Source organism: Pseudomonas sp. H3(2019), from assembly GCF_007713465.1.
Lineage (GTDB): Bacteria > Pseudomonadota > Gammaproteobacteria > Pseudomonadales > Pseudomonadaceae > Aquipseudomonas.
Genome location: NZ_VMSG01000011.1, coordinates 26138 through 52669, shown reverse-complemented (window position 1 = coordinate 52669; position 26532 = coordinate 26138). Strand labels below are relative to the sequence as shown.

The 26532-nt window shown below is 58.7% G+C and carries 25 protein-coding genes; 18 read left to right on the top strand and 7 right to left on the bottom strand.

The genetic code is table 11. The features are described 5' to 3' along the window. The first annotated feature begins 326 nt into the window (after window positions 1–326). The 16 genes from gltB (at window position 327) to gspM (ending at window position 19601) form a co-directional block, all read left to right on the top strand. Complete coding sequence (gene gltB / locus FPT12_RS12995) at window positions 327–4772, top strand: glutamate synthase large subunit (protein ID WP_145016622.1); 4446 nt, start codon at window positions 327–329, stop codon at window positions 4770–4772. A gap of 33 nt (window positions 4773–4805) precedes the next feature. Further along, on the top strand, window positions 4806–6224 hold the full coding sequence (locus FPT12_RS12990) for an FAD-dependent oxidoreductase (RefSeq protein ID WP_054595236.1): 1419 nt from the start codon (window positions 4806–4808) through the stop codon (window positions 6222–6224). A 229-nt stretch (window positions 6225–6453) separates the two neighbouring features. After that, on the top strand, window positions 6454–7521 hold the full coding sequence (hemE, locus tag FPT12_RS12985; protein ID WP_123423929.1) for a uroporphyrinogen decarboxylase: 1068 nt from the start codon (window positions 6454–6456) through the stop codon (window positions 7519–7521). Window positions 7522–8079: 558 nt separating this feature from the next. After that, window positions 8080–9549, top strand: a complete 1470-nt coding sequence (gbpA, locus tag FPT12_RS12980; RefSeq protein WP_145016621.1) for an N-acetylglucosamine-binding protein GbpA — start codon at window positions 8080–8082, stop codon at window positions 9547–9549. 97 nt (window positions 9550–9646) lie between these two features. Further along, a complete protein-coding gene (locus FPT12_RS12975; RefSeq protein WP_145016620.1) occupies window positions 9647–10165 on the top strand; it encodes a cytochrome b in 519 nt (172 codons plus the stop codon). A 21-nt stretch (window positions 10166–10186) separates the two neighbouring features. Continuing rightward, the gene (locus tag FPT12_RS12970) at window positions 10187–10732 is read left to right on the top strand and encodes a type II secretion system protein N (protein WP_145016619.1); all 546 of its coding nucleotides are present in this window, start codon (window positions 10187–10189) and stop codon (window positions 10730–10732) included. After that, window positions 10733–12631, top strand: coding sequence for a type II secretion system secretin GspD (gene gspD / locus FPT12_RS12965; RefSeq protein ID WP_145016618.1), 1899 nt, complete (start codon window positions 10733–10735; stop codon window positions 12629–12631). It abuts the gene before it with no gap. Next, entirely contained in the window at window positions 12628–14109 is a 1482-nt protein-coding gene (gene gspE / locus FPT12_RS12960) for a type II secretion system ATPase GspE (protein WP_145016617.1), read from the top strand. Before gspD ends, gspE begins: the two co-directional genes overlap by 4 nt. Before the next feature lie 3 nt (window positions 14110–14112). Further along, window positions 14113–15324, top strand: coding sequence for a type II secretion system inner membrane protein GspF (gene gspF / locus FPT12_RS12955; RefSeq protein ID WP_145016616.1), 1212 nt, complete (start codon window positions 14113–14115; stop codon window positions 15322–15324). A gap of 3 nt (window positions 15325–15327) precedes the next feature. Continuing rightward, a complete protein-coding gene (gene gspG / locus FPT12_RS12950; protein ID WP_145016615.1) occupies window positions 15328–15783 on the top strand; it encodes a type II secretion system major pseudopilin GspG in 456 nt (151 codons plus the stop codon). A 3-nt stretch (window positions 15784–15786) separates the two neighbouring features. Further along, entirely contained in the window at window positions 15787–16254 is a 468-nt protein-coding gene (gene gspH / locus FPT12_RS12945) for a type II secretion system minor pseudopilin GspH (protein ID WP_145016614.1), read from the top strand. Further along, a complete protein-coding gene (gspI, locus tag FPT12_RS12940) occupies window positions 16247–16645 on the top strand; it encodes a type II secretion system minor pseudopilin GspI (RefSeq protein ID WP_145016613.1) in 399 nt (132 codons plus the stop codon). Before gspH ends, gspI begins: the two co-directional genes overlap by 8 nt. Beyond that, window positions 16638–17183: a type II secretion system protein GspJ gene (locus FPT12_RS12935; protein WP_145016612.1), complete on the top strand. Its 546-nt coding sequence runs from the start codon at window positions 16638–16640 to the stop codon at window positions 17181–17183. The genes gspI and FPT12_RS12935 overlap by 8 nt, the downstream gene beginning before the upstream one ends. Next, complete coding sequence (locus tag FPT12_RS12930) at window positions 17180–18043, top strand: type II secretion system protein GspK (protein ID WP_145016611.1); 864 nt, start codon at window positions 17180–17182, stop codon at window positions 18041–18043. Before FPT12_RS12935 ends, FPT12_RS12930 begins: the two co-directional genes overlap by 4 nt. Continuing rightward, window positions 18040–19137 (top strand): type II secretion system protein GspL, encoded by a 1098-nt coding sequence (gspL, locus tag FPT12_RS12925; protein WP_145016610.1) that lies wholly within the window; start codon window positions 18040–18042, stop codon window positions 19135–19137. Before FPT12_RS12930 ends, gspL begins: the two co-directional genes overlap by 4 nt. After that, window positions 19134–19601 (top strand): type II secretion system protein GspM, encoded by a 468-nt coding sequence (gene gspM / locus FPT12_RS12920; protein ID WP_145016609.1) that lies wholly within the window; start codon window positions 19134–19136, stop codon window positions 19599–19601. The genes gspL and gspM overlap by 4 nt, the downstream gene beginning before the upstream one ends. 10 nt (window positions 19602–19611) lie before the next feature. Here the strand turns inward: gspM and FPT12_RS12915 are convergent, their stop codons facing one another. Next, window positions 19612–20856, bottom strand: coding sequence for an MFS transporter (locus FPT12_RS12915; protein WP_371922551.1), 1245 nt, complete (start codon window positions 20854–20856; stop codon window positions 19612–19614). A gap of 152 nt (window positions 20857–21008) precedes the next feature. Between FPT12_RS12915 and FPT12_RS12910 the strand changes: the two genes are divergently transcribed. Continuing rightward, window positions 21009–21905 (top strand): LysR family transcriptional regulator, encoded by an 897-nt coding sequence (locus FPT12_RS12910; protein WP_145016607.1) that lies wholly within the window; start codon window positions 21009–21011, stop codon window positions 21903–21905. 100 nt (window positions 21906–22005) lie between these two features. On the opposite strand, the gene FPT12_RS12905 is transcribed toward FPT12_RS12910, so the two are convergent. From FPT12_RS12905 to FPT12_RS12880, 6 genes are all read right to left on the bottom strand, one after another. Beyond that, window positions 22006–22212 (bottom strand): hypothetical protein, encoded by a 207-nt coding sequence (locus FPT12_RS12905; RefSeq protein ID WP_256676729.1) that lies wholly within the window; start codon window positions 22210–22212, stop codon window positions 22006–22008. Between the two features lie 8 nt (window positions 22213–22220). Then, window positions 22221–22925 (bottom strand): 7-cyano-7-deazaguanine synthase QueC, encoded by a 705-nt coding sequence (gene queC / locus FPT12_RS12900; RefSeq protein ID WP_145016605.1) that lies wholly within the window; start codon window positions 22923–22925, stop codon window positions 22221–22223. A 223-nt stretch (window positions 22926–23148) separates the two neighbouring features. Further along, window positions 23149–23427, bottom strand: a complete 279-nt coding sequence (locus FPT12_RS12895) for a hypothetical protein (protein WP_145016604.1) — start codon at window positions 23425–23427, stop codon at window positions 23149–23151. A gap of 29 nt (window positions 23428–23456) precedes the next feature. Beyond that, on the bottom strand, window positions 23457–23768 hold the full coding sequence (locus FPT12_RS12890; protein ID WP_145016603.1) for a ferredoxin: 312 nt from the start codon (window positions 23766–23768) through the stop codon (window positions 23457–23459). A gap of 19 nt (window positions 23769–23787) precedes the next feature. Beyond that, window positions 23788–24684 (bottom strand): DMT family transporter, encoded by an 897-nt coding sequence (locus FPT12_RS12885; RefSeq protein WP_145016602.1) that lies wholly within the window; start codon window positions 24682–24684, stop codon window positions 23788–23790. Next, on the bottom strand, window positions 24684–25454 hold the full coding sequence (locus FPT12_RS12880) for an iron-containing redox enzyme family protein (RefSeq protein WP_145016601.1): 771 nt from the start codon (window positions 25452–25454) through the stop codon (window positions 24684–24686). Before FPT12_RS12880 ends, FPT12_RS12885 begins: the two co-directional genes overlap by 1 nt. 131 nt (window positions 25455–25585) lie before the next feature. Between FPT12_RS12880 and FPT12_RS12875 the strand changes: the two genes are divergently transcribed. Next, window positions 25586–26509 (top strand): LysR family transcriptional regulator, encoded by a 924-nt coding sequence (locus FPT12_RS12875; protein WP_145016600.1) that lies wholly within the window; start codon window positions 25586–25588, stop codon window positions 26507–26509. Window positions 26510–26532: the final 23 nt, after the last annotated feature.

Genomic DNA, 26532 nt, shown 5'->3' with positions numbered 1-26532 from the left:
GCCTCTCCCGGCACCTCAAAATTTCTGCAAGAGCGCGCTGGCCTTTCAGGCCGCGTGCCTTGTGGTGTCTGCGTCACAGTAGTCTTTGAGTCGTTGCGGTCAACATTAAAAATGTTTTGACTAGCACAGCATATCGCTTTAAAACTTTCATAAATGCGACATGGATTTGCGACATTTCGTCGTCAAATTTGTGGGCTTTTGTGTCGGTATGTACAATGACCTCCCTTTTGCCCCCGCAAAGCTGGCGTACGTTCGGCGTGGAAGGTAACTGGCTGAATTGAAAAGAAATTTGTCTCGATAAGAGGCAGCCTGGTGAGAAAGTGTCTATGAAAGCAGGTCTGTACCAACCAGATGAGTTCAAGGATAACTGCGGTTTCGGCCTGATAGCCCATATGCAGGGCGAACCCAGTCATACCCTGTTGCAAACGGCCATTGAGGCCCTGACCTGCATGACCCACCGCGGTGGGATCAACGCTGACGGCAAAACCGGCGACGGTTGCGGTCTGCTGATGCAAAAGCCCGACGTGTTCCTGCGCGCCATCGCCCAGGAAACGTTTGGTATTGAATTGCCCAAGCAATACGCCGTGGGCATGGTGTTCTTCAACCAGGACCCGGTAAAAGCCGAAGCGGCTCGCGAGAACATGAACCGCGAGATCCTGGCGGCCGGCCTGCAACTGGTGGGTTGGCGCAAAGTGCCGATCGACACCAGCGTTCTCGGCCGTCTGGCGCTCGAGCGCCTGCCGCAGATCGAACAAGTGTTCATCGGCGGTGCTGGCCTGAGCGATCAGGACATGGCCATCAAGCTGTTCACGTCCCGTCGTCGCTCGTCCGTGGCCAACGCCGCCGACCTCGACCACTACGTCTGCAGCTTTTCGCACAAGACCATCATTTACAAAGGCCTGATGATGCCGGCGGACCTGACCGCCTTCTATCCAGACCTCAGCGACCAGCGCCTGCAAACCGCAATCTGCGTGTTTCACCAGCGCTTCTCCACCAACACCCTGCCGAAATGGCCGTTGGCTCAACCGTTCCGCTTTCTGGCGCACAACGGTGAAATCAACACCATTACCGGCAACCGTAACTGGGCGCAGGCGCGTCGCACCAAGTTCACCAACGATCTGATGGATCTGGACGAGCTCGGCCCGCTGGTCAACCGCGTGGGTTCCGACTCCTCGAGCATGGACAACATGCTGGAGCTGATGGTCACCGGCGGCATCGACCTGTTCCGTGGCGTGCGGATGATCATTCCGCCTGCGTGGCAGAACGTCGAGACCATGGACCCGGATCTGCGTGCATTTTACGAATACAACTCGATGCACATGGAACCGTGGGACGGCCCGGCCGGCGTGGTAATGACCGACGGTCGTTACGCGGTGTGCCTGCTCGACCGTAACGGTCTGCGTCCGGCGCGTTGGGTCACCACCAAGAACGGCTTCATCACCCTGGCCTCGGAAATCGGTGTCTGGAACTACCAGCCTGAAGACGTGATCGCCAAGGGCCGCGTCGGGCCTGGTCAGATCTTTGCCGTGGACACCGAAACCGGTCAGATCCTCGACACCGATGCCATCGACAACCGCTTGAAGTCCCGTCATCCGTACAAGCAATGGTTGCGCAAGAATGCCCTGCGCATCCAGGCCACCATGGAAGACAACGACCACGGTTCGGCGTTCTACGACGTCGATCAGCTCAAGCAATACATGAAGATGTATCAGGTTACGTTCGAAGAACGTGATCAGGTGCTGCGTCCGCTTGGCGAACAAGGCTACGAAGCCGTTGGCTCGATGGGCGACGACACGCCAATGGCAGTGCTGTCCCAGCGTGTGCGCACGCCGTATGACTATTTCCGCCAGCAGTTCGCGCAGGTCACCAACCCGCCGATCGACCCGCTGCGTGAAGCCATCGTCATGTCGCTGGAAGTCTGCCTCGGCGCCGAGCGCAACATCTTCCAGGAGTCGCCGGAACACGCTTCGCGCGTAATTCTCAGCTCGCCGGTCGTTTCCCCGGCCAAGTGGCGCTCGCTGATGAACCTCGATCGTCCCGGCTTCGAACGCCAGATCATCGACCTCAACTACGATGAGGCGTTGGGCCTTGAAGCCGCAGTGCGCAATATCGCCGACCAGGCCGAAGAAGCCGTGCGTTCCGGTCGTACCCAGATCGTACTGAGCGACCGCCATATTGCCCCGGGCAAACTGCCGGTTCACGCTTCCCTGGCCACCGGCGCGGTGCACCATCGCCTGACCGAAAAAGGCCTGCGTTGCGACAGCAACATCCTGGTCGAGACCGCTACCGCACGCGATCCGCATCACTTCGCGGTGCTGATCGGCTTCGGCGCTTCTGCGGTTTATCCGTTCCTGGCTTACGAAGTGCTGGGCGACCTGATCCGCACCGGTGAAGTGCTGGGCGACCTCTACGAGGTGTTCAAGAACTACCGCAAAGGCATCACCAAAGGCCTGCTCAAGATTCTCTCGAAGATGGGCATCTCGACCATCACGTCCTACCGTGGCGCACAGTTGTTCGAAGCCATCGGTCTGTCTCAGGAAGTCTGCGATCTGAGTTTCCGTGGTGTGCCGAGCCGCATCAAGGGTGCGCGTTTCGTCGACATCGAAGCCGAGCAGAAGGCCTTGGCTGCCGAAGCCTGGAGCCCGCGCAAGCCAATCCAGCAGGGCGGTTTGCTGAAGTTCGTCCACGGTGGCGAATATCACGCGTACAACCCGGACGTGGTCAGCACCCTGCAAGCCGCTGTGCAGCAAGGCGACTACAGCAAGTTCAAGGAATACACGGCGCTGGTGGACAACCGTCCGGTGTCGATGATCCGCGACCTGTTCAAGGTCAAAACCCTTGAGACGCCGCTGGATATCAGCGAAATCGAACCACTGGAATCGGTGCTCAAGCGCTTCGACTCCGCCGGCATCTCCCTCGGCGCATTGTCGCCGGAAGCTCACGAAGCCCTGGCCGAAGCCATGAACCGCCTCGGTGCGCGTTCCAACTCCGGCGAAGGCGGCGAAGATCCGGCGCGCTACGGCACCATCAAGAGCTCGAAAATCAAGCAAGTCGCGACTGGCCGTTTCGGGGTAACCCCGGAATACCTGGTCAACGCTGAAGTGCTGCAGATCAAGGTCGCGCAGGGCGCCAAGCCCGGCGAAGGCGGTCAGCTGCCAGGCGGCAAGGTCAACGGTCTGATCGCCAAGCTGCGCTATGCAGTGCCGGGCGTGACGCTGATTTCGCCACCGCCGCACCACGACATCTATTCGATCGAAGACTTGTCGCAGCTGATTTTCGACCTGAAACAAGTCAACCCGAAGGCCCTGGTCTCGGTGAAGCTGGTCGCAGAAGCGGGCGTAGGCACCATCGCCGCTGGCGTGGCCAAGGCCTATGCCGACCTGATCACCATTTCCGGTTACGACGGCGGCACTGGCGCATCGCCGCTGACCTCGATCAAGTACGCGGGCGCACCGTGGGAACTCGGCCTGGCTGAAACCCACCAGACCCTGCGCGGCAACGACTTGCGCGGCAAGGTTCGGGTGCAAACTGACGGCGGCCTGAAAACCGGCCTCGACGTGATCAAGGCGGCGATTCTTGGCGCTGAAAGCTTCGGCTTCGGCACCGCACCAATGATCGCCCTGGGCTGCAAATACCTGCGCATCTGCCACCTGAACAACTGCGCCACCGGCGTAGCGACTCAGAACGAAAAACTGCGCAAGGACCACTACATCGGTACGGTCGACATGGTGGTGAATTTCTTCACCTACGTCGCTGAAGAAACCCGTGAGTGGCTGGCGAAGCTGGGCGTGCGCTCCCTCGAAGAGTTGATCGGTCGTACCGATCTGCTGGACATCCTCGAAGGTCAGACCGCCAAGCAGCAACACCTGGATCTGACGCCGTTGCTCGGCAGCGATCACATCCCGGCAGACAAACCACAGTTCTGTCAGGTAGACCGCAACCCGCCGTTCGACAAAGGCCTGCTGGCCGAGAAGATGGTCGAGATGGCCACTTCGGCGATCAACGACCTGAGCGGCGCCGACTTCGCTCTGGATATCTGCAACTGCGACCGTTCGATCGGCGCGCGGATCTCCGGTGAAATCGCGCGCAAACACGGCAACCAGGGCATGGCCAATGCGCCGATCACCTTCCGCTTCAAAGGGACGGCCGGTCAGAGCTTTGGTGTGTGGAACGCCGGCGGCCTGAACATGTACCTCGAAGGCGATGCCAACGACTATGTCGGCAAAGGCATGACCGGCGGCAAACTGGTCATCGTTCCGCCAAAAGGCAGCGTCTACAAGACTCAGGACAGCGCCATTATCGGCAACACCTGCCTGTACGGCGCCACAGGCGGCAAGCTGTTCGCCGCCGGTACCGCGGGCGAGCGCTTCGCGGTGCGTAACTCCGGTGCTCACACCGTGGTGGAAGGCACTGGCGATCACTGCTGCGAGTACATGACCGGTGGTTTCGTCTGCGTACTGGGCAAGACCGGTTACAACTTCGGCTCAGGCATGACCGGTGGTTTCGCCTACGTGCTCGACCAGGACAACACCTTCGTTGACCGGGTCAACCACGAACTGGTGGAAATCCAGCGGATCAGCGGTGAGGCGATGGAAGCCTATCGCAGCCACCTGCAACGCGTGCTGAACGAATACGTCGAGGAAACCGACAGCGAGTGGGGTCGTAACCTCGCTGAGAACCTCGATGACTACTTGCGTCGGTTCTGGTTGGTCAAGCCAAAGGCTGCCAACTTGAAATCGCTGCTTTCCAGCACCCGTGCCAACCCGCAGTGATATGCGCCTGAAGAGTTTGATGAGGTTTTAACAATGGCTGAACGTCTGAATAATGACTTCCAGTTCATCGAGGTCGGGCGCAAGGATCCGAAGAAGAAACTGTTGCGTCAACGCAAGAAAGAGTTCGTGGAAATCTACGAGCCCTTCAAACCCCAGCAGTCGGCCGACCAGGCCCACCGCTGCCTGGGTTGCGGTAACCCGTATTGCGAATGGAAGTGCCCGGTGCACAACTTCATTCCCAATTGGCTGAAACTGGTGGCCGAGGGCAACATCCTCGCCGCCGCCGAACTGTCGCACCAGACCAACACCCTGCCGGAAGTTTGCGGCCGCGTGTGCCCGCAGGACCGTCTGTGCGAGGGTGCGTGCACCCTTAACGACGGCTTCGGCGCGGTGACCATCGGTTCGGTCGAGAAGTACATCACCGACACTGCGTTCGCCATGGGCTGGCGCCCGGACATGTCCAAGGTCAAGCCGACCGGCAAACGTGTCGCGGTGATCGGCGCAGGTCCTGCTGGCCTGGGTTGTGCCGACGTGCTGGTACGCGGTGGCGTGACCCCGGTGGTGTTCGACAAGAACCCGGAAATTGGCGGTCTGCTGACCTTCGGCATCCCCGAGTTCAAGCTGGAAAAGACCGTGCTGAGCAATCGCCGCGAAGTCTTCACCGGCATGGGCATCGAGTTCCGCCTGAACACCGAAATCGGCAAGGACGTGAGCATCGAGCAACTGCTCGAAGAATACGATGCCGTGTTCATGGGCATGGGCACCTACACCTACATGAAGGGCGGCTTTGCCGGTGAGGACCTGCCGGGCGTCTATGACGCGCTGGACTTCCTGATTGCCAACGTCAACCGCAACCTGGGCTTTGAAAAGTCGCCGGAAGATTTCGTCGACATGAAGGGCAAGAAGGTCGTGGTACTGGGCGGTGGTGACACGGCGATGGACTGCAACCGTACGTCGATCCGTCAGGGCGCCAAGTCGGTGACCTGTGCCTATCGCCGTGACGAAGCGAACATGCCTGGCTCGCGCAAAGAGGTGAAGAACGCCAAGGAAGAAGGCGTGAAATTCCTCTACAACCGTCAGCCAATCGCTATTGTCGGTGAAGACAAGGTCGAAGGTGTGAAGGTGGTCGAGACCCGTCTCGGCGAGCCGGACGCCCGTGGCCGTCGCAGCCCCGAGCCGATCCCGGGTTCCGAAGAGATCATCCCGGCCGACGCCGTGGTCATCGCCTTCGGTTTCCGTCCAAGCCCTGCGTCGTGGTTCGAGCAGTTCAGCATCCAGACCGACAGCCAGGGCCGCGTTGTGGCCCCGGAACAAGGCCAGTACAAGCACCAGACCAGCAACCCGAAAATCTTCGCCGGTGGCGACATGGTGCGCGGTTCCGATCTGGTGGTGACGGCGATCTTCGAAGGCCGTAACGCCGCCGAAGGGATCCTGGATTACCTGGGCGTTTAAGCTGCTACGCTCGGCTATGCTGCGTTGAAAACAGACTCGGAATGCTCATTGACAGCTGTCAACTCCGCTTCCTCGTCTGTTTTCGCCTTGCCTAGCCTTCGCTCGCGACGCTTAAAAGGCTGTTTATAACCCGCGACAAATTGACCCGATAGACAAAAGGTGCGGCGCTTGCCGTGCCTTTTGCGTCGCGCTCTGAGAAAATGCCCGCACTTTTTTTCCGGATGCCGACATGACTGCCCTGAAGAACGACCGTTTCCTTCGCGCCCTGCTCAAGCAACCCGTAGACGTCACCCCCGTGTGGATGATGCGTCAGGCCGGTCGCTACCTGCCTGAATACCGCGCCAGCCGTGCCAAGGCCGGTGATTTCATGAGCCTGTGCATGAACCCGGAGTTCGCTTGCGAAGTCACGATGCAGCCGCTCGACCGCTATCCACAGCTGGATGCGGCGATCCTCTTCTCCGACATCCTGACCATTCCCGATGCCATGGGCCAAGGCCTGTACTTCGAAACCGGCGAAGGTCCGCGCTTCAAGAAAGTCGTCAGTACCCTGGCCGACGTCGAAGCCCTGCCAATTCCTGACCCACACAAAGACCTCGGTTACGTCATGGACGCGGTCAGCACCATCCGCCGCGAGCTGAACGGCCGTGTGCCGTTGATCGGCTTCTCCGGCAGCCCATGGACCCTGGCCACCTACATGGTCGAAGGCGGTTCGTCGAAAGACTTCCGCAAGACCAAGGCCATGCTCTACGACAACCCGCAAGCCATGCACCTGCTGCTGGATAAACTCGCGCAGTCGGTCACCTCCTACCTCAACGGCCAGATCATGGCCGGCGCGCAAGCGGTGCAGATCTTCGACACCTGGGGCGGTAACCTCTCGGCAGCGGCGTACCAGGAGTTCTCCCTGGCCTACATGCGCAAAATTGTCAGCGGTCTGATCCGTGAGCACGAAGGCCGCAAAGTGCCGGTCATCCTGTTTACCAAAAACGGCGGCCTGTGGCTGGAAAGCATTGCCGACGCCGGTGCTGATGCGCTGGGTCTGGACTGGACCTGCGACATCGGCGAAGCCCGCCAGCGTGTCGGCAGCAAAGTCGCCCTGCAAGGCAACATGGACCCGACCGTGCTCTACGCCAAACCGGAAGCCATTCGCGCTGAAGTCGGGCGCATTCTCGCCAGCTACGGCAAAGGCAGCGGCCACGTGTTCAACCTCGGCCATGGCATCACCCCGGAAGTCGACCCGGAACACGCCGGCGCCTTCCTGCGCGCGGTGCATGAGCTTTCGGCGCAATACCACCAGTAATCTGTAACAGCCTGTCTGGCCACAGCGCCAGGCAGGCTGTGTTTCTGCGATTGACTCCCCCTTTCTTTTTTGATGGCCTTGCGGCTGTTGAAACCTCCTTGCCTGTCATATTGACGTGTTTCATCAAGCAATATGTCTGACCTGTTTGCCTTCATGCAGTAGGCCCTTGTGCTGAATTCTTGAGGAATAATTCGGGGTTATGTAAGACGATATTACCTGTTCTGTCAGAATCAGTTGGGTTGCTGATGTTTCCTTCTTAATCGAAGGACTGATCCTACATAGAGTTAATGTTCTTGGCGGTAAAGTGCTTTTCGCAATTGCACTAGTCATCCTGCATGGCGAGGCCTATCTGAAGGCAATCATGTCCGTATCGCTGTGTCAGTGTTCGTACTTGATTGTTTTTACTCTGGGTCTGAGTCGTGATAGTGGCTCGGATTGATGTGTGTTGTTAGTGCTGGCAGGCGTGAATAGTTGCGAAGATGCGATATAAATTTTGCAGTGGCTGTCAGGTGGCAGTATCTGTAATTAAGTATTTATAACCGTTCTGGAATTAATAATATGAAAATGACTGTTTTTAAAGGAGGTGCATTAGCAGGATGTGCTTCTTCGTTAACGCTGTTGGCGGCCCTGTTGGCTTCACACAATGTTGCTGCTCACGGTTACTTGAACGAGCCTCCCTCCCGTGCCTTTCTTTGCCAGAAGGGTTTGAACAAAGACTGTGGTGGTGCGCAATACGAGCCACAAAGCGTGGGTGAAACCTTCAAGGGCTTTCCAAACGGTATGGGTGGTGCTCCGGGTCAGGGCCCGATTGACGGCAAGATTGCCAGTGGCGGTATTGCACTGTATTCCGCAGTCGATGCTCAATCCGCCACTCGTTGGCATTTGATTGAAATCAAGGACCGTTTTCTCGATTTCGATTGGACATTCACTGCCGCTCACCCCGCGACCAAATTTCAGTACTTCATTACCCAAAATGGCTGGAATCCGAATCAGCCGCTCACGCGTGCCTCTTTCGACAGCACGCCGTTTTGTTTTGTCGACGGCGGTAATGTTCCGCCGGTCTCCGGGGACAAGCACGCTTGCATGATTCCGGAAGACAAGACTGGCCACCATGTGATTCTCGGTATATGGACTGTCGGTGATACCGACGCGGCGTTCCACAACGTCGTTGATGTCAACATTCTTGCCGAGGCCGCGTTGCCAGGTGGCTGGAACGCTGTAGGCACGATTACGCCTGCGACGACGTTGCTGCCTGGCGACAAGGTCAAGGCGCGTGCGTTTACCAACAGTGGTGAAAGCCCGCAGTACAGCGTCGGGATCACCATCGACAGCGTTGAAGCAGGCAAACCGGAAAACTGGTCGTTCACGCTGGCCGAGCAGATCAACAAGACCCAGACGTTGATCAAGGCCGGCATTCGCGATGAGCACGACAATATCGAGCCGGTCAAAGGCGTGAACAAGCTGTACGCCCAGAAAGAAAGTGGCGTCACCCGTTATGAAGTAGCACTGGACATGCAGGAGGACACCGATGCCCGCATGGAATTCGGTGGTCTGGCTCCAGAACACGAACTGGTGAAGGGCGTTGGCAAAGTCGCGGTCCCGGTAATCAACAATCGAACGATGACCATCGAAGCGACCATTTTCGATGACAACAACAAGCAGGTGGGCTTCACCCGACAGCAGGTGGCTGCACAAAGCAACACTGTGCTGAATGTTGATGTGCGTTCCGCGCCAGGCAAGCATGGCGTGAAACTGGTCGGTACCACGGAAGACGGCCGCACCACTCGCCAGGCTTTCGAAGAAACCGAACTCACCGGTGAGGGCGGTGCGCAAGAGTACGATTTCGAGTTCCCGAATAATGTCGGTGATTACACCGCAGGGACCAGGGTGCTTCAGCCCAAAAACGGTTTGGTTTATGAGTGCAAGCCATTCCCTCATTCGGGCTATTGCAAGCAATACAGCCCTACGGCGAATGGTTTCGAGCCGGGTTACGGCAGTGACTGGGCGATGGCCTGGGACCAGAAGTAAGTTGATCTGACACTGCTCCGGGCAATCCTGATGCTTGATTGCCTGGAGTGGTGGGTTCACTTATGTGTTATCGATGTTATTGAGTGATGTTGCTTGAATGAAAACTTCATCGTATACGGGGGTGCAGAAATTTCTGCATTGGCTTTCAGCTGTCATTATTGTCTGGGCACTTGTCAGTGGTTTTTATGTGTCACTGTTTGAGGTGGCAGTATCGGTCAAGGAGTGGGTAGCATTTGTTAATGTGTCACTGACAACAGCGTTTTTGCCATTTTTTGCTTTAAGGCTCTATCTTTCTTTGCGTCGACGTCGTTCTGATACTACGAAACAGAGGACATTCATCGAAGCGCTGGCGTCATGTGTGCATGGGCTTATATATCTGGTCGTTAGTGTGGTGCTGGTGACGGGCATATTAATGATGGATCGTGGCATTAATGTTTTCGATTTTTTATCTATTCCCCAGCCTTTGGAGGACCCTTACTGGACTTCAGTATTTATGAATGTTCATGTTTGGGCGTGTATTGCACTGGCGGTGATGATTGCCTTGCACATTACCGCTGTCATCAAACATGAAGTATCGGGACGCCGTGTGCTTGTAAACATGTGGTTTCACCGTTGAATGGGCAGGTCATTGACGCTGATGTCTTTATTAACGGCAGTGTCCACACGCTGGCCAACGCTGCTTGGGGCCGTCCTGTGGGTATTGCCGCTGGGGTATGGCGTTTACTTGTTCGCCAACGAACAGACGTTGCGCGATGAGCTGCTTGTGCAATCTGAACGGCCGGTACCGCTGCCACCGGATACGCAGCCGATGCCCGAGTTCAACCCTGACGCGATCGCTACGGTGATGGGGCTGGCCGCGCAAACGGAAGTGGTGCGCAGTGCTGAAGCGCTGACCTTACGCGCCAGTTTTGTCTCCAGCACCGGGCTTTCGCGGGCGTTGCTGGCGGGGGCTGATGGTGAACGTCTGTATCAGGTTGGCGACAGCTTGCCGGGAGGCAGCGTACTGCGGCGGGTTGAAGTGTCCAGGGTGGTGCTGTGGCGCAAAGGTCGCGAGGAGTTGCTGGCCCTGCAACCCACTACCGAACGCACCTTGTTGACAATCAAGCCTACAGACGGCGGATCCGTCCCTGTGCCTGCTCTTATTCACCTTCGGCCAACCGCCGATTCACCACAGAGTCATTGAATGAACCGCTCGAATTGTTTTGGCACCTCTGGTGCACTGCTGCGCGCCCTGGCCATTACAGTCCTGCTGTTCCCGGGTTGGGTAGCCGCCGAGGAACAGCGCTGGCAACTGGCGATGAACAATGCTGAGCTGCGGGACATCATTGATGAGATATCGTCGATTTTGGGTTCGACAGTGATCCTCGACCCCAGGGTTCAAGGGCGAATCACGGTGATGTCCAGGCAAGCGCTGGATCGCGAGGGCGTCCGACGGCTGTTTTATTCGGTGCTCGATGCCCATAACTTCACGGTGATCGATCAGGGCGACCGAATACTGATCACGCCCGTGGCGGAGGCCAAGACCCGCGCCAGTCAGGGGGATTCGCGAACGTCTCGCGATGGGCAGTTCGTGACCGAAGTGATTGCACTCGGCGCAAGCTCAGCTGCCGATCTGGCCGGACTGGTGCGGCCACTGGTGTCGACCAACGGTTATGTCGGCCCGTCCGTCTCGGCCAATGCGCTGGTGGTCACCGACACGGCGAGCAATGTCCGGCGGATTGGGCAAGTGGTACGCCAACTCGATTCCGGGACGAAAAATGCTCATACCATCGTGACGCTACGCCATGGCCTGGCGGCGGATATCGCCAAGGTGATGGAAGCGTCACTGGGCAAGTCGGGAGCCGAGGCCGGGAGCCTGGTGATTGCCGACCCCCGGGTCAATCGCCTGGTGGTTGTCGGGCCGGCGGCAGCGCGCGAACGCCTGGTCCAACTGGCCGGTTCACTGGACATTCCGGCGACAAGCAAACTGGATAATGCCCGGGTGATTCGTTTGCACCACAGCGATGCCAAGCAACTGGCCGAGGTGTTGGATGCGCTGGGGCAGGGGTTCAAGGCACCGTCAGGTGGCAGCGGTTCAAAAGAGCCGATGTCGGCCACGCCGGTAATGGTAAAGGCCGACGAGCGCCAGAATGCATTGGTGATATTTGCTGATCCGGCGCAATTGCGAACCCTGGAGAACATCGTTCGCGAGCTTGATCAACCGCGTGCCCAGGTACTGATTCACGCCGCCATCGTGGAGATTTCCGGCGACATCGTCGAAGCGCTCGGTGTGCAATGGGGGCTGGACAGTGGTGATGCGAAAGGGATCATCAACTTCCCCGGCAGCGGGGTTCCGGTGCTCGATGGGTTCAATTTCGACGACAAGAATCCAGCCCCGGAAGGCTCGCTCCTGCGGCTCGGTGGCGGCAATTTTGGCGCACTGATTTCAGCTCTGGCCAGCAACAGCCGCAGCAACCTGCTGTCGACGCCGAGCCTGCTGACCCTGGACAACCAGGAAGCGGAAATCATCGTCGGCCAGAACGTACCGTTCAAGACCGGCTCCTATGCCACCAACAGCAGTGGCGCAGACAACCCCTTCACCACGGTTGAGCGCAAGGATGTCGGGATCAGCCTGAAGATCCGCCCGCACATCAACGAAGGTTCGATCCTGCGCCTGGAGGTCGAACAGGAGATCTCCGACATCGCGCCTTCGGTGTCTGGCGTGGACTCTTCCGACCTGATTACCAACAAGCGCGCCCTCAAGAGCACGATCCTCGCCAATGATGGCGAGATCATCGTCATCGGCGGTCTCATCAAGGACAGCGTTCGGACCCAGGAAAGCGGGGTACCGTTGTTGCGCAGCATTCCTTATCTCGGCGCGCTGTTTCGTTGGACGAAAGACACTCAGACCAAAAGCAACCTGATGGTGTTTCTGCGCCCGACCATCGTGCGCACCCGACAGGATATCGCCGAAATCAGCGAGGACCGCTACAAGGCCCTGCGGGATCTGAGTCAGCCGACGGCTCGACAGAACCATTCGTTGTTACTGCCCGATGATCCGCATCAGCTGTTCGACGAGTCTCGTGAGCGCCGCGCCCCATGACGAGTCTGACGGGGTACAGCGAACAGCTGCCATTCGGTTTCGCCCGGCGTTTAGGGGTGTTGCTGGAAGGTTCGGGCGAGGCGTTGAGCCTGTCGATCCGCAGCGATACGCCGCTGACCACCCTGGCGGAAGTTCGGCGTGTGACGGGGCGAGATCTGCCTGTTCAGGTCCTTGAGCCTGCGACGTTCGCGACACGGCTGGCGAGCGCTTACGGCGTAGGTCAGAGCGCCGCCGAACAGGTCGCCCAGGGGCTGGACGAAGAGCTCGATCTGTTGAGCCTGGCCGATCAATTGCCGCAGACCGCCGACCTGCTCGAACAGGAAGGTGATGCGCCGATCATCCGGCTGATCAATGCGTTGCTCAGTGAAGCGGTGCGCGAGAAAGCCTCGGATGTTCACCTGGAAACCTTCGAGCAGTACCTGTTGGTGCGCATGCGGGTGGATGGGCAATTGCGTGAAGTGCTCAGACCCCGGCGTGAGTTGGCCAATTTGCTGGTGTCACGGATCAAGGTCATGGCTCGCCTCGATATCGCTGAGAAGCGCGTGCCGCAGGACGGTCGCATTGCGCTGCGCCTGGCCGGGCATGAGGTGGATGTGCGGGTCTCGACTCTGCCGTCGGCTCACGGCGAGCGAGTGGTGTTGCGACTGCTCGACAAGCAAGCCGGACGCCTCGACTTGCAGCGCCTGGGCATGCCGCCCGACACCCTGGCGCGCTTTCAGCGGATTCTTGGCAGGCCCCACGGGATTTTCCTGGTGACCGGCCCCACCGGCTCCGGCAAGACCACCAGCCTGTATGCGGCGCTGGCCAGTCTCAACGACCAGACGCGCAATATCCTCACGGTGGAGGATCCGATCGAGTATCACTTGCCGGGGATTGGCCAGACGCCGGTCAATCCAAAGGTCGAAATGACGTTCGCCCGAGGCCTGCGGGCGATTCTGCGGCAGGACCCGGATGTGGTGATGGTCGGTGAAATCCGGGATCGGGAAACCGCCGAAATTGCCGTGCAGGCGTCGTTGACCGGGCACCTGGTGTTATCGACCTTGCACACCAACAGCGCGGTCGGTGCGGTCACCCGGTTGCTGGACATGGGCGTCGACGCCTACTTGTTGGCGTCGTCGCTGATCGGTGTACTCGCCCAGCGCTTGTTGCGAACCCTCTGTCCACACTGCAAGCAAGCCTATGAAGCGGATGCTGTCGACTGCCACAGCCTGGGCGTTGCCGGCGACCATACTGTGCAGCTATTCAAGGCCAACGGATGCGCCCGATGCCAACAGGGCTACCGGGGGCGGGTCGGCATGTACGAGTTGATCAGCATAACTCCGACGCTGTCCGCGCTGGTTCATCAGGGCGCCAGTGAACAGGCGTTGGCGGACGAGGCACGGACGCTGTCGCGTAGCCTGTTTCAGGATGGTCAGCGGCTGGTGCTTGAGGGTGTCACCAGTCTCGATGAATTGCTGCGCGTCAGCCAGGAGGACTAGCCGGTGCCGGGATTCGAATACCGTGCCCAGGACCGCAGTGGCCGTCAGTCCCGAGGTGTGCTGGAGGCCGATAGCCCACGGCATGCCCGGCAACTGTTGCGTGAGCGAGGTTTGTTACCCAGTCATGTCGACGAGGCGAAGTTTCAGGGGGCTCGGGGTGGGATTTTTGCGAATGCCATAAAGCTGAGTTCCGGCGAACTGGCGCTGCTGACGTTGCAGTTATCCACGCTGATTCAGGCCGGTCTGCCCCTCGAAGAGGCCTTGCGAGCCGTTGCGGCACAGAGCGAAAAGCGCAAGGTCAACGCCTTGCTCTCAGCGGTGCGAGCGCGGGTGATGGAAGGTTATGCACTGGCGGCGGCGCTGGGTGGATTTCCCCGTGCGTTCCCCGAACTGTTTCGCGCCACCATCGCAGCGGGCGAGCGCTCCGGGCATCTGGGTCATGTGCTTGAACAGTTGGCGGCGTACACAGAGGCCCGTCAGACATCGCGCCAGCGGATTCAGCTGGCGCTGGTGTACCCGATGATCCTGATGTTCGCTTCATTGGCCATCGTCGGTTTCCTGCTCGGCTATGTGGTGCCTGATGTGGTGAAGATTTTCGTCGACAGCGGTCAACCTTTACCGCTGTTGACCCGGGGCATGATCCTGATCAGTGACAGTCTGCGCAGTCATGGCCTGATCCTGTCGGGGCTGTTGTCGGTATTGGCATTACTGGGACGCTGGGCCTTGCTCCAGCCACCCCTGCGAGTGCGCTGGCACGCACTGGTGCTGCGCTTGCCGTTGCTGAGCGGGGTGGTGCGGGCCATGGAGGCGGCGCGTTTTGCCAGCACCCTGGCGATCCTCGGCAAGAGCGCGGTGCCGTTGGTCGATGCCCTGGAAATTGCTGCAGCCGTGATTGGCAACCTGACGATTCGCAGGCGTATGCGCGACGTTGCGCGCTCGGTACGCGAGGGCGGCACCCTGACTCATGGCCTGGAGCAGGGCGGCGATATACCACCAATGATGTTGCACCTGATTGCCAGTGGCGAGCGTGCCGGTGAACTCGACAGCATGCTGGCGCGGGCCGCCGAGCAGCAGGAAAAGACCCTGGCAGCGCGCATCGCGCTGGTCGTGAGTCTGTTCGAACCGGTCATGCTGGTGCTGATGGGCGGTGTCGTGCTGCTGATCGTCATGGCCATTCTTTTACCCATTCTTAGCCTGAACCAACTGGTGAGTTGATCGATGAATCCTGTCCGTAACATTTCAGCCAAGCATCAGCGTGGCTTTACCTTGATCGAAATCATGGTGGTAGTGGTCATCATCGGCGTGCTTGGCGCCATCGTCGTACCGCAGTTCATGAGCCGGCCCGATCAGGCCAAGGTCACCGCGGCCCGCACCGACATTCTGGCGATCTCCACCAGCCTTGAAATGTACCGCCTCGACAACTTCAGCTACCCCTCCACCCAACAAGGGCTGGAAGCGTTGGTCAAACGGCCGCTGGGCGCACCGGTGCCGAAAAACTGGAGTCCGCAGGGTTATCTCAAAAGCCTGCCGGTGGACCCCTGGGGAACGCCGTATCAGTACCTCAATCCTGGCGTGAATTCGACCGATGGCGGCTATGACCTTTATTCCTTCGGTGCTGATGGTGTGTCCGGTGGCGAAGGCTATGGAACAGACATCGGCAACTGGGGAGATTGACCGATGCGTCAGGCGTGCCGGGGTTTCACTCTATTGGAGTTGATGGTGGTCATGGTGCTGATCGGTGTGCTGCTGGGCATGGCGGGTCTGGCCATCGGCAATCACCCGGCACGTCTGGCCCGGCAGGAGGCCAACGGTTTGATCCAGCTGTTGCAGGCGCTACGTGAGCAGGCCGTGCTCGAGGGGCGCGAGTATGGCCTTCGGCTGGAGCCCGGGGGTTATCAGGTGCTGGGTCTCTATGGCCAGGACTGGCGCCCGGCGGGCCGCGCTTATCGTTTACCGGAAGGCTTGCAGCTACGCCTGGAGCAATCCGGTCAAGCGTCGACGCTTGCGGGGCGTCCCGGCCAACCGCATCTGGTGTTGCTCAGCAGTGATGAAAGCAGTGCGTTCACCTTGCACCTGCAAGCGGATCAGCAGTCGTTGATCAGCCTCTCCAGTGATGGTTTGAACGAGGCGGCCCTTGATGAGTAAGAGAAAGCGAAAGCCTGCGCGCCCGCGCCAGACACACCGTGGCTTTACCCTGTTGGAAATCATGATCGCGCTGGTGGTCTTTGCGACATTGGCGGCTGCAGTGATGGCGGCCGGTCAATACGCCCTCAAGCAGAATGCTCGATTGGAGGAGCAGTTGTGTGGGACCTGGCTGGCTGACAACCACTTGAGCGAATTGCAACTGGGGACTGCACCGGCTCAAGGGCACGAATACCTGAGCCGACACTTCGACCGACGCGACTGGAGCCTGAGCCAGACCATCAGCCCGGTGGCCGATTCGCGTTTGCTGAAGGTCGAACTCAGTGTCAGCCGTTCAGGCAGCGATCAGGTCGTACACCGAACGACGGGTTGGATTGACGCCCGTGATGAATAAGCAGAATGGCTTCACCTTGCTCGAACTGGTGATCGCCATGGCGATATTCGCCTTGATTAGCCTGGCCAGCTGGCGGCTGTTCGATGGCGTGGTCCGTGCTGAACGCAGCAGCTCATCCCATGAGCGCGACATGCGAGCGTTGCAACGCGCCGTCGCCGTGATCGAGCGTGATGCCTTGCAGGTGACGGCGCAGCCCATGGTGCTGCAGCAAAACGTTTTGCAGTTGCAGCGCGGCAACTGGCGTAATCCGTTGGATGAGCCGCGTAGCGAGTTGCAGAATGTCACTTATCGCCTCGACAAGGGGACGTTGTGGCGTGAAAGCCACCCCCCTGAACAGCCGTTGGTGCAGCGGCAAAGACTGCTCACCGGGGTGCGCGAATTGCGTTGGCGGCTCTATGACCTGAGTGGTTGGCGCAGCGAGAAACCGCTCGGCACCGGCAAGTCAGTCTCCGCGCCGAAGGCTTTGGAAATCACCTTTTCAACGGAGCGCTTCGAGTCGATTCGCCGGGTCTTGCTGTTACCCGGGAGCGCGTCATGAGTCGGCAACGCGGTGTCGCGCTGCTCAGTGTGTTGTTGGTCATGAGCCTGGCGCTGCTGCTGACGGGCGGGATGCTGCGCAACCATCGGCTGGTGGTCAAAAGTACCGCGCAACAACTGCATCAGGTGCAGCTGCGCCAACTGGGTTTTTCCGGTGAACGCTGGGCCTTGCAGCGGTTGCGTCACCCCGAGATGCAAGCGTCCCGCAGCGTCAACCTGGCGCAAGCGTGGGCGCAGGCTAAGCCGCCGTTCGAGGTCGAGGGCGGGACGCTGCACATCCGCGTCGAAGACCTGGCCGCGCGCTTCAACCTTTCTGTACTGCTGGCCGGCGGGCACATCGATCCGCTCACGCAACAGCGTTGGATACGTCTGCTGGCCCTGCTGCAGATCCGCAATCCAGAACTCGAAAGGCTCGCGACCTCGCACTTCGGCGGGCTGACAGACCTCAGTCAATTACGCATGTGGCCGGGCGTCGACGGCGAGGTGCTGCGGCGTTTGCAGCCGATGGTAGCCCTGCTGCCCAGGAACGCCAGCCTGAACCTCAATACCGCGTCGGCGCAGCAACTGATGACACTCGACGGTATGACCGAAGCAACGGCCCGAGCGTTGGTGCAACAGCGTCCGGCCGAGGGGTATCGCTCGGTGCAGGCGTTCGTCGAAGACCCTCTGCTCGCCGGGCTTGAACTGGGCAGCCATGGCCTGGGTCTGGGCAGTCGCTGGTTTCGGATCACGGTGGACGTGGCCTTCGGGCAAAGCCGTTTGCAACTGGTCAGCGAAGTGGAAATCGACTCCCAAACCCGACAGGTGAACGTCGTGCAACGACGGTTCCTGACCCCACTGACAAGCGAGTCTTCGCCATGAGCACCTGGCTTTACCTCACCGCCGAAGGGTTGGTGAAACCTTCCACGCAATGGCCCTGTTGCCTGGTGTCGGCATCGAGTGAGCGGTCGGCCCTCTCACTCGCCGATGCGGCCAAACAGTTATCAGGGCAGGCTGTCCATCTGGTATTGCCAATGGAAATGTGTGGCTGGTTACGCAGCGAAAAATGGCCCTCGCGACGTCGCCCCGACGCTCAGGCCATTGCGTTCGCCATCGAAGATCAACTGAGCGAAGACCTTGAGACGCTGCACCTGAGCATCGGTTCGCGGGATTCGTCAGGGTGCTACCCGGTGCTGTGGGTCAACAAAAAACGCTTTGCAGCGTTGCTGACGCTGGTGGCTGAACTGGGGATTTCGGTCAGCACCGTGCAGGTCGATGCCGACCGCCTGCCGAACAATCAGGCCTATGGTGTCTGGTGGTTGGGGCGCTGGCTTCTTGGCGGCGCACTGGAGGCTCGCCTCGCGGTGTCGGTTGACGGACTGGCGACACTCGAACCACGCCTGCCTGAGTCCATGTGCTGGCTGGACGACGGATATCAAGCGCTGCATGGTCGAGCCGGTGCGGGACCTCAGATCAATCTGCTGCACGGTGAGTTTCGTCGGTCTCGCCAACATTTTCCCTGGGCGACGGGGCTGATCTCGGTCGCACTGTTGTTCACCCTGGCATGGGGTTTCACGCAGGCGCGCAGCGGTTTTTTCGAGGATCAGGCTCAGCAGCTATCTGTTCGCAGCGAACAACAATTCAGGGCGTTGTATCCGCAGCAGACTCGTATCGTTGATCTTTCTGCGCAACTCAAGGCGTTGCAAAAACAAACCCGCATCAGCGCACAGGATACGCAGATTGCCCGCTGGCTGAAGTTGACCGAGCAGGTGATCGGTGCAAGCAGTGTTGAAGTACAACGCATCGAATACCGTGTCGGCGACGGTTGGAAACTGCAACTCACGGCAGGCAGTTTTGCGGAACTCGAACAGCTGCGCGAGCGCGGCCAGAGCAGTGGATTGCCGATCAGGCTGGGCAGCGCGAGCAAGACACAGGATCGGGTCCAGGCGCTGCTGACATTGGAGAATCAACCATGAAATTCAACACACCGAACCTGCCGGTCATCGTGACGCAGACCTGGAGCCGTCTGGCGCTGCGCGACCGACAGGCGCTGAGCGCCCTGGTGGTAACGCTCATTGCCGTTCTGGCGTTCGTCGGGTTGTGGCAGCCGTCCCAGCAGCGGCTGGCAGTGGCCGAGCGCTTATACCAGCAGCGGCTGGTGCAGGCCGGGGAGGTCGCTCGCGCTCAAGCCCCCAGTGCTCGAGCCGAAGGGACTGCGCCCCTGTCCACGCAACTCAGTGAGCGCGCGATCGCCGACGGCCTCGACCTGCAACAGCTGGAGGTGCAAGGCGATCTTCTGCGCCTGACGCTGCGCGGTGATGCGCGGGCGTTACTGGCCTGGCTGCACCGAACCGAACAGGACGGGGCGACCTTGCAATCACTGACACTGGACAAGCAAGGTCAAGCACTGGAGGCGCAGGTGGTGGTGCAGGGTTCCTGACGTGCTGGCCTCACACCGGTTGGTTGTTTGGCAGCAATGGCAAGCGGGCCAGTTTCAACGCCACCAGCAGCGCAATCACCAGCAATCCGCCGATGAACAGGCCGATGCCGTTCCAGCCGCCCAGGTGCCAGAACACCCCGCCCACCGTGCCGGCGATACTTGACCCGGCGTAGTAGCTGAACAGATAAAGCGACGAGGCCTGACCCTTGGCTTTGGTCGCGCGGCGGCCGATCCAGCTGCTGGCCACCGAGTGCGCGGCGAAGAAGCCGAAGGTGAAGATCAGCATGCCGATGATCACTAGCGCCAATGGCGTGAACAGGGTCAGCGCAAGGCCTGCGAGCATCAGCATGATGGTTGCCCACAGGACTTTGCGCCGGCCAAGCTTGTCGGCCAATGCACCGATTTTCGCCGAGCTGTAGATGCCCGACAGGTAGACCACCGAGAGCAAGCCAACGAAGGCCTGATCCATGTGATACGGCTCGGCCAGCAGGCGATAGCCGATGTAGTTGAACAACGTGACGAACGCACCCATCAGCACGAACGCTTCGAGGAACAACCACGGCAGCCCGGCGTCGCGAAAGTGCATGGTGAAGCCGTCGAGCAAGCTGCGCGGATGCATCGAGCGGGAGCGGAAGTTGCGCGACTCGGGGAGGATTTTCCAGAACACTGTCGCGGCAATCAGCGCCAGTCCACCGATGATCAGCATCGCGGTGTGCCAGTTAACGAAGTCAATCAACACGCCGACGATCAGTCGACCGCACATCCCGCCAATCGCGTTGCCACCGATGTACAGCCCCATCGCCAGGCCGATGTGCTGTGGATGAATCTCTTCGCTCAAGTACGTCATGGCCACCGCCGCCAGTCCGCTGAGGGACAGTCCGACCAGTGCACGCATCACCAGTACGCCCTGCCAGCTCGGCATCATCGCACTGGCAATCGTGCACAACGCTGCCGCAAACAGCGCTGCAACCATCACCGGTTTGCGGCCAATACGGTCGGAGATCGGGCCGGTGATCAGCAAGCCGATGGCGAGCATCCCGGTGGCCACCGACAGGATCAGGCTGCTCTGCGCCGCGTTGATCGAAAACTCACGGGAAAACAGCGGCATCATCGGCTGCACGCAGTAGAGTAGGGCGAAGGTCGCAAAGCCGCCGGAGAACAGCGCCAGCACCGTGCGCATGAACATCGGCGTGCTTTTTTCGATGTACACGTCATTCAGTTGCGCGACCACATCGTCCAGCGCAGTCGGCGGCAATTCATGGGCGAGCGGGTCGACAGCAGTTTTCACGGGGGACCTCGGGAGAGCACGGCTAGGCAGGCAATGGAAAAATCATATAGCTGGCTAATGTTTCTATCCAATATATTGTTCGACCTGTTTGATAGGTTTAACGACCTAATGGGGTTTTCATGGAATTGCGCCATCTGCGCTACTTCATCGCCGTCGCCGAAGAACTGCACTTCGGCCGCGCCGCACAGGTGCTGGGCATCTCTCAACCGCCCCTGAGTCAACAGATTCAGGTGCTGGAACAGGAAGTCGGCGCACGGTTGTTCGAGCGTACCAATCGTCGGGTCGAGCTCAGTGAAGCCGGTCGATTGTTCCTCGAAGAGGCTCGGCTGGTGCTGGCCCAAGTCGACAAAGCCGCCGACGTCGCCCGTCGAGCCCAACTCGGCGAGCTGGGGGAACTGAAGATCGGCTTCACCTCATCGGCGCCGTTCAACTCGACGATCCCGCAGGCGATCTTCTCGTTTCGCCAGCGCTTCCCGGCCGTGCATCTGAACCTTCGGGAAATGAGCAGCACCCAGGTCGCCGAGGCGCTGGTGGACGAGTCGATTCAGGTCGGAATCATGCGGCCATTGCCACTGCCGGATTCGCTGGAGGTGGTCGAGTTGAGTCGTGAGCCCTTGGTGGCGGTGCTCAGCTCCAAGGATCCGTTGGTGGTGGGCAGCGAGGAAGGACTGTTTCTGTCAGCGCTGGCCCACGAGCCTTTCGTGTTCTTCCCACGCAGCTACGGCAGCGGTCTATACGCGCAACTGCTGAGCCTGGCGCGCGACGCCGGCTTCAGCCCGCACTTCACCCAGGAAGCCGGCGAGGCCATGACCATCATCGGCCTGGTGGCGGCGGGGCTCGGGGTGTCGGTGTTGCCAGCGTCGTATCAGAGGATGCGCATCGACGGCGTGGTCTACCGGCCCTTGCTCGATCCATTGGCGATGTCAGCCGTGTGGCTGGTGCAGCGCAAGGACCAGAAGTCGCCGAGGGCCAAGGCGTTTGTCGAGTTGCTGACGCGTAAGGTTGAGGTGACGTAGCAGATACAGGGCGATGACAAGCTTAACTGACTGGCATCCAGTCGAAAGGCGCTCTTTGTCGTATAAAAAACAGGCGATCCCACTGGGATCGCCTGTTTTTTTACGCCGAAATCTGCGCCTGTAATCGTCGCCCGACGACATCCAGCAAATCGCAGCCATCGCGCAATGACGTCACCAGCACCCGCGCCAGCTCACTGTGAATGCCCTCACTGAACGCGAAATACTCCAGCAGTTGAGTCGCCGTGCGGATGCGGTAGGCCGCGGTGTCGTGCAATACGTCCAGCGGTGCTTCTGTATCGATCAGCAATGGGTTAGCTATTCTAATTCTAATTCTAGTTTGTCTTTTAAACTGTTCATGACCTCTGTTTTATTTTCCAAAAACTCATTCAATCCTTTTGCACGAAGATTACAAGCATCACAGTTAGCGCAGCCACTACCCTGTAATCCGTTGTAGCAAGACAGCGTGTGGTAGCGAATCAAGTCCAGCTGGTTGTGGTAATCGGCCAAAGCCCAGGTTTCAGCCTTGTTCAACCACATAAGCGGCGTTTCAATGCGCAACTTATAGTCCATGCCCAATTCGATGGCGTTATTCAAAGCCTTTACAAATGCATCCCGGCAATCCGGGTAGCCAGAAAAATCAGTTTCACAAACACCTGTAATTACAGTTTCAGCGCCCACTTGATACGCATAAATAGAAGCCAAGGTTAAAAACAGAATATTCCTGCCGGGTACGAACGTGCTTGGCAGACCGTCCCCGGAACTGTCTGTGGTCGGGACTGGAATGTTGTCCCGGGTTAAGCTGCTGATGGCCAGTTCATTCAGCAATGAAACGTCCAGTACTTTGTGCACCGTCACGCCAAGCTTTTTTGAGAGCTGTTGCGCCACTTCAATTTCCGCACGATGGCGCTGGCCATAATCAAACGTAATGCAGTGTATTTCATCGTAAATAGTCAGTGCATGGATCAAGCAGGTTGTTGAGTCTTGCCCACCGCTGAAAACGATAACGGCCTTTTTAGTCATGGTTCATTCTTCCTTGGGATGTTCGGGGCACTGACCCTAGCGCGAAATTCTAATTCCTGCTGTGGGGCGCTTCCGAAATTGTGTACTTCGCTTTCCGATGTTTCATTTTTTGCCAAGGTGCCATTAGTCCTTCAACCCCGGCAACACCTGAACAGAGTGATTTGCACTCAGATACTACGCGAGGTCATGAATCCCGCCGCATGGTATCCGTCAGGATAGCTTTTCAGCGGCTCACGCGTATGTCGACCGGATCTTGTGCGGTTCTTGGCCTCCATAGTTGAAAGCTTCGGCTCCATACCACGAACTCAGCAGTCAGTGCTTTAAAGGCTTCGAGAATTGGCTTGTTCACGGCCCAGTTGCCGTGGCGATTTTGGTACACATGAGCTTCGCCGAACATCAGACGGATCTCCCGTACGGCGACAGCTTGCGGCAGGTAGTCTTGTTTACGGTATTCGGCCAGCATCCATTGTGCGATGCGCATGTCTTCATCTGTCCAAGTCATGACGCGGATTCCTGCTGAGGCCCCTTGGGTCACAATTGCTGATCGGGACGGAAGAGGTGTTGATCGAGAATGCGTTCAACCTGTTGCGGTGTCTTGCACGAAAACCACAGGTTAGCTGGGTAAATCACCATAACCGGGCCGTGGTCGCAGCGGCCCAGGCAGCCCGATGCGTTGGCGCGCGATGTTCCTGGCTCACCCATTTTGGCGAGTTTGCGTTTTGCTGCACTGAGCAGTTCATGAGCACCTGAGCCCGAGCAACTACGGCGGCCATCGGGGCGCAAGTTGGTGCAAATCAGCACATGGTGCTCGTAGGCCAACGTCGGATTTTCTGCGTCATTCATAGGTGGTCACGACCGCTGTTCAAACTTCGTCGGCAGGAACCGCGACTTTCGATGGTTCCAGATTGAGGGCGAGTACGCTCATCAGCACAATGACCGTTCCGACGATGACCATGGCCGAAGGGCGTTCGCTCAGAACCAGTGAGGCCATCAACATGGCTGTGGGCGGTATCAGGTAAAGCGAAATGGAGGCGCGGCTCACATTGCTGTGCGCCAGTACGTATGCCCAGGCGAGGTACGCAAGGGCACTGGGGAAGATGCCCAGAATGAGTACCGCCAGGTTGACCGAGGTTGAGGCATTTTGCACTTCGCTCCACAACCCAGGTACGTATACAAGCAGCAGTACCGTGCCCGACCAGATGGTGTAACACACCATCGTCAGCCCGTCGTAACGATGTGAATGGTGTTTTTGCAAGGCGAAATACAGACTCCATGAAAGCGCCGCCAGCAGGATCAGCAGCCCATGCGCGTCAAGCTCACCAAAACCACGGTCCCCGGTGACTACCACTGCGGCGCCGAGTAGGCCGCATAGCACACAGATCCATTGCCAGCCGTTGACCCGATCCTTGAACGCGAAATGCGCCAATAACGTGCTGAACAGCGGAGTGGATTGTGCCAGTACGCTGGCGGCCCCAGCGCTAACACCTCGTTGGCCGTAGTTGAGGGCTATGTGATGCAGGCTGACAGCAAAAAATCCCAGCACCGCCAGCAGCGGCAGGTCTTTCAGGCGTGGCAGGGAAATACGCATCACTGATGCGACTCCGGCCATGAACGTTGAGGCGATGAGAAATCGCATCAGTGCGAGATGACCGGGCTCGTAAGCCTTTAGTCCGATGTGGATTCCAATGGGGGAAAAGGCCCAGCAAAGAATGACAAAGATCGCCGCCAACGTGATTTTTAAGCTGGGCCTTGTATTCATCAAATCGTCATCTTGGAAGCAACACGACTTTGCACGCCGGGCATGGCACAAGCTATTCCGTTCCAGTATTGCTCAGTGATGTCCAGGAAGCGGTTGAACGAAGCGCGGACTTCTTCTATGTGCTGGTCAGTGGTGCATTCCTGGGTGGCGGCTTTCACGGCCTGGATTTTGTGTTCTTTTTCCGCATCCCCGATGTGGATGTAGAAATACTCGCAGTGTTCATGAAAGTCGTCGTTATTGGCATACAGGTGCTTATAGTTGCGTGCTCCTTCGTACAAACGGGTGAGCATCGAATAGGCCAGCCACTCCTGAGCCAACAATGTGCCGAGCACATGGCGCGGATTGTTGTAGCGGCCACCGTCGGCGTACAAACTCAACTGTTCGTGGATGAACGTGCGGGTGCTTTTCAGCACAGGTAAAGCTGTGAGTTCGTCCATGCTGTACGGCCGATCAGCGAGACGGCTGAGAAGGTCGATCAGATAACTTTCCAGCAGGGCGAGGTGGGCGTTTTTCGGGTTGCCATAGCCCATTTTGGAGTACAGGTTTTTGACGATTTCGACCTGAGCATGCAGGTCGTCAGCGCCCAGAAATGACAGGGCGACCATACGAGAGGTCAGCGTGGTGCGGGCCAGATAGTTTCGGGCGAACACCTCAACGTTGCCGAGGGAGAGGGTGCCTCCCATCCATCGTTGGTAGAACGTGTTATTCAAGGCTTTATGGGTGAACACGCTTTCGGCGAGGCATTGGATTTTGCGCTGAGATAACTCCATGAGAACTCCTGTTCGTCGGGGAAATGAAGGCGCGAGAGCGTCCCTGCAACGTGCGCCGGTTGAAGTATCAAAAACACACAGCCTCACTACAAGTGACTTAAACTGACCAAAGCATTCACTCTGGGTGAGCTATGGAATTGTCCCAACTGCGCATGTTCAAGACGGTTCACGACTTCGGCAGCATCGCGCGCGCCGCCGAGTTGCTGCACTGCGTGCCGTCCAATATCACCGCACGCCTCAAGTCCCTGGAGCGTGAGCTCGGCACATCGCTGTTTTTTCGCGACGGTCGAGGGTTGCGGATCACTCCTGCTGGGGAGGTATTACTTGATTACGCGACGAAAATCCTGTGTTTGGCTGATGAAGCCCGGCGCGCGGTAGCGCCCACCAATACGCCTGGCGGTCCACTGCGCATTGGCGCCATTGAGTCTAGTGCTACGGGACGGTTGCCCCGGTTATTGGCCAAGTACCATGCGCTATACCCGCAGGTGTCGCTGGAGTTGAGCACCGGCACCTGGGCTCAACTGCTGGACGATACTCAGCATCACCGGCTTGATGGGGTGATCGTGGCGGTGAACATTGAACGCCCCGGCCTCAAGCGTGCAGTGGTGTACCAGGAAGATTTAATTCTCATCGCGTCCGCGTCCCATGGGCCTTTACGCAAGGCGGCGGATTTGCAAGGGAAGGGAATTTTCATGTGGCCCCCGGGCTGTCCGTACCGGTTGGCACTGGAGCAGTGGCTGTTGCGCTATGACCAAGTGCTGCCGATTGTCAGCATCGCAAGCTATGGCGCTATAGTTGGCTGTGTCAGTGCCGGTGCCGGCGTTTCGCTGGTACCTCGTGGGATCTATGAGCAATACCGCCACAGTGCGGGTTGGCAAGGATATGAATTTCCGGAACTGACGAGTATTGACAACCTGTTTTACTGGCATGAAAACGCAGGTCGACACCCAGCTCGGGAAGCGTTTTTGGCACTACTGCAGACAGAGTTCGAGGGCCCAATGGCGTTGGAAGGGGACATCGATACGATGCAGCCTCCTACAAAGCCCGCGTCTTGAATTACTGAGCCTTCGCCAAATCC

Excerpts from the sequence above, each read along its gene's own strand:
- gltB (WP_145016622.1), top strand. The coding sequence starts at position 327 with ATGAAAGCAGGTCTGTACCAACCAGATGAGTTCAAGGATAACTGCGGT.
- FPT12_RS12990 (WP_054595236.1), top strand. The coding sequence starts at position 4,806 with ATGGCTGAACGTCTGAATAATGACTTCCAGTTCATCGAGGTCGGGCGC.
- hemE (WP_123423929.1), top strand. The coding sequence starts at position 6,454 with ATGACTGCCCTGAAGAACGACCGTTTCCTTCGCGCCCTGCTCAAGCAA.
- gbpA (WP_145016621.1), top strand. The coding sequence starts at position 8,080 with ATGAAAATGACTGTTTTTAAAGGAGGTGCATTAGCAGGATGTGCTTCT.
- FPT12_RS12975 (WP_145016620.1), top strand. The coding sequence starts at position 9,647 with ATGAAAACTTCATCGTATACGGGGGTGCAGAAATTTCTGCATTGGCTT.
- FPT12_RS12970 (WP_145016619.1), top strand. The coding sequence starts at position 10,187 with ATGTCTTTATTAACGGCAGTGTCCACACGCTGGCCAACGCTGCTTGGG.
- gspD (WP_145016618.1), top strand. The coding sequence starts at position 10,733 with ATGAACCGCTCGAATTGTTTTGGCACCTCTGGTGCACTGCTGCGCGCC.
- gspE (WP_145016617.1), top strand. The coding sequence starts at position 12,628 with ATGACGAGTCTGACGGGGTACAGCGAACAGCTGCCATTCGGTTTCGCC.
- gspG (WP_145016615.1), top strand. The coding sequence starts at position 15,328 with ATGAATCCTGTCCGTAACATTTCAGCCAAGCATCAGCGTGGCTTTACC.
- gspH (WP_145016614.1), top strand. The coding sequence starts at position 15,787 with ATGCGTCAGGCGTGCCGGGGTTTCACTCTATTGGAGTTGATGGTGGTC.
- gspI (WP_145016613.1), top strand. The coding sequence starts at position 16,247 with ATGAGTAAGAGAAAGCGAAAGCCTGCGCGCCCGCGCCAGACACACCGT.
- FPT12_RS12935 (WP_145016612.1), top strand. The coding sequence starts at position 16,638 with ATGAATAAGCAGAATGGCTTCACCTTGCTCGAACTGGTGATCGCCATG.
- FPT12_RS12930 (WP_145016611.1), top strand. The coding sequence starts at position 17,180 with ATGAGTCGGCAACGCGGTGTCGCGCTGCTCAGTGTGTTGTTGGTCATG.
- gspL (WP_145016610.1), top strand. The coding sequence starts at position 18,040 with ATGAGCACCTGGCTTTACCTCACCGCCGAAGGGTTGGTGAAACCTTCC.
- gspM (WP_145016609.1), top strand. The coding sequence starts at position 19,134 with ATGAAATTCAACACACCGAACCTGCCGGTCATCGTGACGCAGACCTGG.
- FPT12_RS12910 (WP_145016607.1), top strand. The coding sequence starts at position 21,009 with ATGGAATTGCGCCATCTGCGCTACTTCATCGCCGTCGCCGAAGAACTG.
- queC (WP_145016605.1), bottom strand. The coding sequence starts at position 22,925 with ATGACTAAAAAGGCCGTTATCGTTTTCAGCGGTGGGCAAGACTCAACA.
- FPT12_RS12895 (WP_145016604.1), bottom strand. The coding sequence starts at position 23,427 with ATGACTTGGACAGATGAAGACATGCGCATCGCACAATGGATGCTGGCC.
- FPT12_RS12890 (WP_145016603.1), bottom strand. The coding sequence starts at position 23,768 with ATGAATGACGCAGAAAATCCGACGTTGGCCTACGAGCACCATGTGCTG.
- FPT12_RS12885 (WP_145016602.1), bottom strand. The coding sequence starts at position 24,684 with ATGAATACAAGGCCCAGCTTAAAAATCACGTTGGCGGCGATCTTTGTC.
- FPT12_RS12880 (WP_145016601.1), bottom strand. The coding sequence starts at position 25,454 with ATGGAGTTATCTCAGCGCAAAATCCAATGCCTCGCCGAAAGCGTGTTC.
- FPT12_RS12875 (WP_145016600.1), top strand. The coding sequence starts at position 25,586 with ATGGAATTGTCCCAACTGCGCATGTTCAAGACGGTTCACGACTTCGGC.